We start from the raw sequence: 8,281 nt of genomic DNA, 5'->3' as shown, positions 1-8,281 counted from the left end.
GGACCGATTAGCAAAGGCACAACGAGTATTAGCAAGACGTGTACAAGGCTCAGTGCGTTGGAATAAACAACGCATCTGTGTAGCGAAGTTGCATGAAAAGGTCGCCAATCAACGTAAGAATTTCCTTCATCATAAGTCGAAAGAATTGGCTACGAATTTTGACGTTGTAGCAATCGAAGACTTACATATGAAAGGAATGTCACGAGCACTTCGCTTTGGTAAGAGTGTAGCGGATAACGGTTGGAGGATGTTCACGACATTTTTAGCATATAAGCTACAAGAACAAGGAAAACAGCTTGTGAAAATAGATAAATGGTTTCCTTCTACAAAGATGTGTAGTCGTTGTGGAAACAAAAAAGAAATGTCATTATCTGAACGCACGTATGAGTGTTCGTGTGGACTAACAATAAGTCGTGATTATAACGCAGCTATCAATATCAAAAAGGAAGCCATGCGGTTATTAGCATTGATATAAACCGTAAGAAATAACCTTTGGAACAAGGGAGTTAGCTCGGCTGTCTTAAGACAAATTCGTTAGCTATCAAAAGTAACGATGAACCGAGAAGCCCCCACTTCAAGTAAGCTCGTAAGAGATACTAAGTGGTGGGTAGTTCACAAGTTTGTCAAGTTGTGGATCCGCTGAAAACAGCGCGGATGGAACTAGGGATGTATTATGTGGAGAACCTGGTATTTACTTTGAGTGAATGTCATATTAAATAAGAAAAAATAGAAAAAAGATACTTTTGTTTAAAAGTATCTTTTTTAATTTACGGATTAAATAAAAAGAGGTAGTATTTATTTTGTGTAAGTATATTTGAGATTGTGAATTAAAAGGAGTTTAAGAATGGTTAAAATTATGATTGTAGAAGATGATATGAAAATTGCGGAGCTATTATCAACTTATGTTGCGAAATACGGTTACCAAGGAATTGTTATATCGGATTTTCAAAATGTGTTAGACATATTTTTAGAAGAACAACCAGAGTTAGTTTTATTAGATATTAATTTACCAAGCTTTGACGGTTACTATTGGTGTCGTCAAATTCGTGCGGTTTCCACATGTCCAATTTTATTTATCTCGGCCCGTGAAGGTACGATGGATCAAGTTATGGCGTTAGAAAATGGTGGCGATGATTTTATTCCGAAGCCTTTTCATTATGAAGTTGTAATGGCAAAAATTCGTAGTCATTTAAGACGTGCTTACGGAGACTATGCACCGAAACTAGAAGAACGAATGATTGAGCAACAAGGTCTTTGTTTATATCCAGAAAGACTTGTGTTAAAACTTAGGGGGCAAGAGATTGATATAACGAGAAACGAAGCTATTTTATTAGAGACGCTAATGAAAAATTACCCGCGTGTTGTGAGTAGAGAAGTGTTACTTAATAAATTATGGGATAGTGAATCTTACGTTGATGATAATACATTAAGTGTAAATACAACACGTGTGCGTAAAAAGTTAAAAACGTTACATATTGAAGGAGCAATTGAAACAATTCGTAGTGTTGGATATAGATTACATATTACTTGGGATAATGGTATGGAAAAATGATAAGGTTGTTTATTCGTGATCATATACCGCTTATTTGTTTTACAGCGATCCAACTACTAGCCATATTCCTAGTTTATTGGTTTGATGGGCATAATCATATTTCAACGGCATTATATGCAATGTTTTTAGGTGCTTTTTTTATGATAAGTTATTTATTATTTCGTTATTTTACACATCGTTCTTTTTATGAACGTTTAGCAAATCCATTGCAATCTTTGGATGAATCCGTTCAAAAATCTGATTTTGCAGTTTTATCTACCGCACTCCAAGATTTGCTTGATGCACAATATCGTCATTATCAAAATCAGCTGCAATTACAAGAGAGAAAAAATAATGATCATTTAACCTTTATGAATCAGTGGATTCATCAAATGAAAACACCTCTATCTGTAATAGAATTAATTACACAGGATGAAGTGGATTCGCGTTTTGAAAGTATTAATGAGGAAACAGATCGGTTAAAAAAGGGATTAGAGATGGCATTATATGTCGCGCGTTTAGAAGCATTCACACAAGATTTTTATGTAGAAAGAGTACAACTACATAAAGTAGTAAATGATTCCGTGCATGAACATAAACGCTTCTTTATCCGGAGTTTTGTATATCCAGAGCTTGAAATTGATAAAGGTATTACTGTAGAAAGTGATGCGAAATGGTTGCAATTTTTAATTGGACAAATTATATCGAATGCGATTAAATACTCATCAGGTAGTAGAGAAAAGATTAAAGTGAAAGCATGTAGGGAAGGTAATACAGTTGTACTTGAAATTGCCGATAGTGGCGTCGGGATACCGAAGCAAGATTTACCAAGAGTATTTAAACCGTTCTTTACAGGAGAAAATGGTAGAGATTTTAAAGAATCAACTGGAATGGGGTTATATCTTGTATATGAAATTACAAAACAATTGGGACATAGTGTAGAGATCCATTCAGAAGTTGATAAAGGTACCGTTGTACGAATAATATTTTTTAATGTGTAACAAGTGATTAAGGCTAAAGAACTTTGGAGATAAGTTTTTTAGCCTTGTTTTGTACCACTTGAAAATAAAAAATTATTTACCTTAGAGAAGTAAAAGCGAAGTGTTTATTATTTGTTTATGATAGGGGGATTGAAATGGATATTCGGAAAATGAGGTATTTCATAACGGTGGCAGAAGAATTAAACTTTAGTCGTGCAGCAGAACGCCTTATGATGGCACAACCGCCTTTAAGCCAAGAAATTCGAAAATTGGAAGAAGAATTAGGAGTTCAACTTTTTCACCGGACAAAAAGAATGGTTGAACTTACCGATGCGGGGAAAATCTTTTTAGAAGGTGCACGGCAAACGTTGCTTCAAGTAGATAGAACCATTAAAGAAACACAGCTTGCGGATGAAGGGAAGATAGGACATTTAATAATTGGTTTTGTCGATTCTACAGAAACCGTTATAGAGATATTAAAAAAATTCCGAGAACGTTTTCCTAAAATACAGCTCATATTACGCGAGATGACAACAGACCAGCAAATAAAAGCACTCTATGAAAAACAAATTCATATTGGATTTATTCGTTCTAAGCAGAATAATGAAATATTGTCTTCTGAAGTTTGTTCTGAGGAGTGTTTGAAATTGGTTTTGCATGAAGAGCACCCTTTCGTTACGTTACGTAAAATTCCAATCAAATCATTAGTGGATGAACCATTTATTTTATTTCCACGTCATTTTGGTACAAACTTTTATGATTTAATTATTAGTTACTTTTGGGAACATGGAGTAAGTTTAAATATTGTTCAAGAAGCGATCCAAATGCAAACGATTGTAAATTTAGTTGCAGCAGGAATGGGTATTTCTGTCGTTCCATCATCGGTGGAAAGTTATAAAAAATCGGGTGTCATGTATAAAGACATTCAAGAAAATACACCGAAAATAAATTTATATGTTGGATGGAGACAAGATGAAAAGTCTGTCGTGTTAGAGAACTTTTTAACAGTTGTTAGAGAGGTTTATGCGACTTCACAATTTGAATTTAAAGAGTAAAAGCCCATCTTGATAGGATGGGCAGTGAGAAATTGGAAAGTGAAACTTCTATTTTTATTTTAAAGTTAGACTACAAGGTATTTTGTGGTTTTTAAAAAGTAATTCACTGATGTTTCAACCTGTTTTGCTCGGATCGTACTCAATGAAACCTTTTAGTACACTATCAATCTGATCCATTATTTCAGGGTGTAATTTAACACTAGAAGCAACTGCATTTTCTCTTATTTGCTCCGGATTTGAAGCACCAATAATTGCAGAGGAAACAGATGGATTTTGTAGTACCCAAGCAACTGCGAGTTGAGATAGGGTAAGATTAGTTTCTTGCGCGATGGGATTGAGTTTCTGAATTGCAGTGAGTACATCATCACTCATCCAACGTTGCACCAGTTTGTGGAAAAATGGTTTGCCAGCATCTGAATTAGCACGTGATTGAGTGGGTATTGCTTTACCAGGTTGATATTTTCCTGTGAGAATACCTTGTGCAAGGGGGGACCATACAATTTGACCAAGTCCCTCACGTTGACATGTTGGTATTACATCAGTTTCGATAACTCGCCACAACATCGAGTATTGAGGTTGGCTAGCGATGAGTGGAATTTTCAATTCTCGTGCAAGTGCTGCACCGCGGGTAATTTGTTCCGATGTCCACTCACTTACACCAATATAATGGACTTTTCCTTGCCTTACAAGATCTGAGAAAGCTAACATCGTTTCTTCAAGAGGAGTTGTTGTATCAAATCTATGTGCATAATAGACATCAATGTAGTCTGTCTGTAACCTGTGTAAAGATGCATTACAATTTTCTAAAATATGCTTTCGTGATAAGCCTCGATCATTTTTTCCGGGTCCAGTCGGATGGCATACTTTTGTACATAGTTCTATACTTTCTCGGCGTATACCTTGCAAAGCCCGGCCAAGTACTTCTTCGGCTATAGTGTCTGAATAAACATCGGCAGTATCGAACGTTGTAATTCCGACATCTAGTGCGACTTTCACACAATCCTTTGCAGTATCCTCATCTACTTTTCCACCATGGTTTATCCAGTTCCCATATGCAATCTTGCTTACTGTTAATCCACTGTTTCCTAGTTTGCTAAACTCCATTGTAGTATCCTCCTTTTAAAATGATATCTTCATTATAAGAACTGAAATTTAATATGTATAATATATAATTTATTGGAGATTTATATAAAAAATATATAAGTGGGAGCGCGTAGAAGTTTACATGATAGTAAAATCTAAAGCAGTATCACATATAATTACATTTACTCATACAGTACTACTATGGTACAATTTGGTTACTAACGACGGAAAGGAATGATGGGTGGACGATGATTAACTAATCTTATTTTTAAATGTTGAAATTAAATAAATTTCAATTTATAAAAAATAGGATTAGTCTGCCCGATTTCCATACAATAGTATTGCTATTTATTTTGCTTAATAGCTTATTTGGGTATAAATATTTTAATGACTAATCCTGCCAAATTAATTTGGGAGGATTTTTTTGTTCTCCCTTAATGAAAGGGATCGGTAATATGAAAGAACTTTTAAAATTAAATGATGTTTATGTTGAAATAATAGAAAATACTTTATTAGAGAAAATGAATGTTACAGTAAAACAAGGGGATGTTATCGGATTAATTGGTAAAAATGGTGCTGGTAAATCAACGTTACTTCAATTAATTAATGGGAAGATTGAGCCATCAAAAGGTACTGTTGAATGGCAGCAAATGAATGTGACAACGGCATATGTTGAACAAGAAACAGAATCCTTTATTAGTAATGATGTGATTGCAAAAGAAGCAGAACTTCTTGCGAAATGGGGCGTGCCAACGAACGATTTTCTTACTTTAAGTGGTGGTGAAAAGCTGAAAGTTCGATTAGCAAAAGGGTTTTCCGAAAATCCTAATTTATTAATATTAGACGAACCGACAAATCATTTAGATGAGACGAGTACGGAATTTCTCATTAAACAAATAAAAAATATGAGAGGTACAGTTATCGTCGTATCGCATGATCGATATTTTTTAGATGTTGTCGCAACAAAAATATGGTCAATTGAGGATAAAAAATTAATTGACCATAGCGGTAATTATACGAGTTATATGAAAGCACGTGAGCAAAAAAGAATGACGCAGCAGCGTGAATATGAAAAACAGCAAAAAAAGATAGAACAAGTAGAATCACAAATAAACGAATTAAGTTCATGGTCACAAAGGGCACATGCACAGTCTACAAAACAGGAAGGCGTTAAAGAATTTTATCGTGTGAAAGCGAAGCGAATGGATGCGCAAGTGAAGTCGAAACGGAAACGTCTCGAAAAAGTGCTTGAGAAAACGAAAGTAGAACGTGTTAAAGAAGAGTATTCAGTTGAGTTCTCTATTCAAGCGAATAAAAAAGTAGGAAAACGCTTTTTAGAAGTGAAACAATTGAGGAAAGAATTTGATGGACGAACATTATTCGAAAACGTTAATTTCACAATCCAACACGGTGAGAAGCTTGCGATTATTGGACCAAACGGAAGCGGGAAAACAACATTACTGAAGATGATTATGGGCACGGAGACTGTTCAAGGAGAAGTATGGATTTCACCATCTGCAAACATCGGTTATTTAACACAAGAAGTATTTGATTTACCACTTGATAAAACACCAGAAGATTTATTTTTTAAAGAGACATTTGAAGAAAGAGGAAAAGTCCAAAATTTAATGAAACATTTAGGGTTCCAGGCTTCTCAATGGAAAGAGCCGATTGAGCAAATGAGCATGGGAGAACGAGTGAAGTGTAAGCTAATGACCTATATTTTAGAGGAAAAAGATGTACTTATTTTAGATGAACCGACAAATCATCTAGACTTACCTTCAAGGGAACAACTTGAAAATACATTGGCTGAGTATAATGGAACATTAGTTATAGTTTCTCACGATCGATATTTTCTAGAGAAAACAACTAACACGAAACTCGTGTTTTCAAATAATACGATACAAAAGCAGTTAGAAGAGCCTACTAAAACAAGAGATGATATTGAAGAGCTACGTTTAACGTTAGAAACAGAGAGACAAGAAGTATTAGGTAAATTAAGCTTTTTAACTTTTAACGATAAAGAATATAAAGAACTTGATGAACGATTTATAGAACTTACGAAGCAGATTAAGGCGCTTTAATGTGATTATGGGAACCTTCTAGCTAGGAGGTTCCCATAATTACTGATTTTTATACGGGATTAAGGGGTGGGAACATGAGAGAAGAAAATTTGACTAGGTTATTTAGAATAGACTGTGGTGATATTTACTTACAAGAGTTTACCATTCAAGATGCGGAGAGTATTTATAAAATATCGAATCAGCCGGAAATAGAAAAGTTTTTACCGGACTGGAAATCAACGAAAGAACAGAGGGTTCATTGGATTATCAATGATGAAATACCAGCAAATAAAGCATTTCTTGATGCCGTGAAAACAACATCTAACATAGAGGTTCATTCTTTACAGCTGGGGATATTTATTAAAGATACAAATGAATTTATTGGATGGTGCTGTACAGGCATTAAAGAAGAACTCCCTTCACCGAACAGAGAAATTATGTATGCTATTTCAAGCGAGTATCAAAATAATGGTTACGCTACTAAAGCGACTAAAGGGTTGATTGACTATTTGTTCAAAAATACAAATGTAGATGTTCTTAACGCAGTTGCTTTAATTAACAACGTACCATCAAATAAAGTTATTGAAAAATGTGGATTTACTTATCTGAGTCAACAAACGATAGAAAACCAACTATATAATCATTATCTATTAAGTAAATCAGAATGGATAAAAAATATAGCTCTTTAAAAGGAGCTATAATGAAATGATTACAAAAAAGCTTAGAGATAAAACTCTGAGCTTTTTTACATTCAAGTGTACCACTTACCATATCAAAGCGACAATTGGGATGGCTTCTTGATGAATTTGCTTTTCACCAAAAACAGGGCATCAAGCTGTGCATGCGAGAACCCCCTTTATAAAAATCATATATGTAAAGGAATTTGGATGATTTTGTCGAATGCATTTATCTATGAAAACACCACTTTCTCACTCGAATAATCCTAAAATTGAATCACTTCAAACTCAAGTAGAAGAACACACGGTAAAAGTGAAGGCGAGCGAAGGTTTGTATATAAAACTAACGGTTGAGTGTTAGTGGATTAAATGTTTTAAGCTATGAAATAGTTTAAATGAGGGAGGGAACGCATATCATAATTTGGTTTCGCCACTTGCCACAGATAAGTATGGATTTTTCAGAATGGACTCCTTTTATACAGAATAATTGGCATCGAAAACATTATATGAAGTTTGTATATCTACTTCAAATAATCATTTTTCTGATACCAAATTACTTTGGAGTAGATTTCACTCATATTAATATATTGTATCTCATCATAATAGGTATTTTTGTCTTCATCATTCATGAATGTCTACACATTTTTGTCATAAATAACAAAGGTGATATTAGCTTAACATGTAGTGGAATATTTTTTTGGCTAAATACAAATGCAATCCTATCCAAAACGAGATTTTGGGTCTTTATGAGCTTGCCCATTATTGTATTATCGGTAGTCCCTGCCTTTATGTCGTTTTATGTATCAGGAAATATCAAATCTATCATATTATTTGTATGTTGGATAAACACATTAATTTCCTCCTCAGATATCTACAATTCATTTTTAATTGC

Annotated in this window: 8 protein-coding genes and 1 pseudogene; 8 read left to right on the top strand and 1 reads right to left on the bottom strand. The window is 34.3% G+C overall.

The window, feature by feature from the left end; translation table 11 throughout:
* From JTF23_RS27210 to JTF23_RS27190, 5 genes and pseudogenes are all read left to right on the top strand, one after another.
* A partial coding sequence (locus JTF23_RS27210; RefSeq protein WP_204210273.1) for an RNA-guided endonuclease InsQ/TnpB family protein occupies window positions 1-475 on the top strand: 475 nt, incomplete at its 5' end.
* A 131-nt stretch (window positions 476-606) separates the two neighbouring features.
* A pseudogene (locus JTF23_RS27205) lies at window positions 607-720 on the top strand (acetamidase/formamidase family protein); the annotation flags it as partial.
* Between the two features lie 124 nt (window positions 721-844).
* Window positions 845-1,552, top strand: a complete 708-nt coding sequence (locus JTF23_RS27200; protein ID WP_002161557.1) for a response regulator transcription factor — start codon at window positions 845-847, stop codon at window positions 1,550-1,552.
* Window positions 1,549-2,532, top strand: coding sequence for a sensor histidine kinase (locus JTF23_RS27195; protein WP_002161558.1), 984 nt, complete (start codon window positions 1,549-1,551; stop codon window positions 2,530-2,532). Before JTF23_RS27200 ends, JTF23_RS27195 begins: the two co-directional genes overlap by 4 nt.
* Before the next feature lie 134 nt (window positions 2,533-2,666).
* Window positions 2,667-3,566, top strand: a complete 900-nt coding sequence (locus JTF23_RS27190; protein WP_204210272.1) for a LysR substrate-binding domain-containing protein — start codon at window positions 2,667-2,669, stop codon at window positions 3,564-3,566.
* Between the two features lie 114 nt (window positions 3,567-3,680).
* Here the strand turns inward: JTF23_RS27190 and JTF23_RS27185 are convergent, their stop codons facing one another.
* Entirely contained in the window at window positions 3,681-4,670 is a 990-nt protein-coding gene (locus JTF23_RS27185) for an aldo/keto reductase family protein (RefSeq protein WP_204210271.1), read from the bottom strand.
* 434 nt (window positions 4,671-5,104) lie between these two features.
* Between JTF23_RS27185 and abc-f the strand changes: the two genes are divergently transcribed.
* The 3 genes from abc-f to JTF23_RS27170 form a co-directional block, all read left to right on the top strand.
* On the top strand, window positions 5,105-6,733 hold the full coding sequence (gene abc-f / locus JTF23_RS27180) for a ribosomal protection-like ABC-F family protein (RefSeq protein ID WP_204210270.1): 1,629 nt from the start codon (window positions 5,105-5,107) through the stop codon (window positions 6,731-6,733).
* Window positions 6,734-6,807: 74 nt separating this feature from the next.
* Window positions 6,808-7,401 (top strand): GNAT family N-acetyltransferase, encoded by a 594-nt coding sequence (locus JTF23_RS27175; RefSeq protein ID WP_016105027.1) that lies wholly within the window; start codon window positions 6,808-6,810, stop codon window positions 7,399-7,401.
* 437 nt (window positions 7,402-7,838) lie between these two features.
* Window positions 7,839-8,281, top strand: a 443-nt coding sequence (locus JTF23_RS27170) for a DUF3267 domain-containing protein (protein ID WP_204210274.1), incomplete at its 3' end; no start/stop codon positions are given.

It is taken from the genome of Bacillus sp. RIT 809, assembly GCF_016892495.1.
In the GTDB taxonomy this organism is placed as follows: Bacteria; Bacillota; Bacilli; order Bacillales; family Bacillaceae_G; genus Bacillus_A; species Bacillus_A cereus_U.
Note: the sequence above shows the minus strand (reverse complement) of the source record. Positions and strands in the feature narration are given on the sequence as shown.

What these genes read in the sequence shown, in the direction of transcription:
- JTF23_RS27200 (WP_002161557.1), top strand. Translation starts at nt 845, where the DNA reads ATGGTTAAAATTATGATTGTAGAAGATGATATGAAAATTGCGGAGCTA.
- JTF23_RS27195 (WP_002161558.1), top strand. Translation starts at nt 1,549, where the DNA reads ATGATAAGGTTGTTTATTCGTGATCATATACCGCTTATTTGTTTTACA.
- JTF23_RS27190 (WP_204210272.1), top strand. Translation starts at nt 2,667, where the DNA reads ATGGATATTCGGAAAATGAGGTATTTCATAACGGTGGCAGAAGAATTA.
- JTF23_RS27185 (WP_204210271.1), bottom strand. Translation starts at nt 4,670, where the DNA reads ATGGAGTTTAGCAAACTAGGAAACAGTGGATTAACAGTAAGCAAGATT.
- abc-f (WP_204210270.1), top strand. Translation starts at nt 5,105, where the DNA reads ATGAAAGAACTTTTAAAATTAAATGATGTTTATGTTGAAATAATAGAA.
- JTF23_RS27175 (WP_016105027.1), top strand. Translation starts at nt 6,808, where the DNA reads ATGAGAGAAGAAAATTTGACTAGGTTATTTAGAATAGACTGTGGTGAT.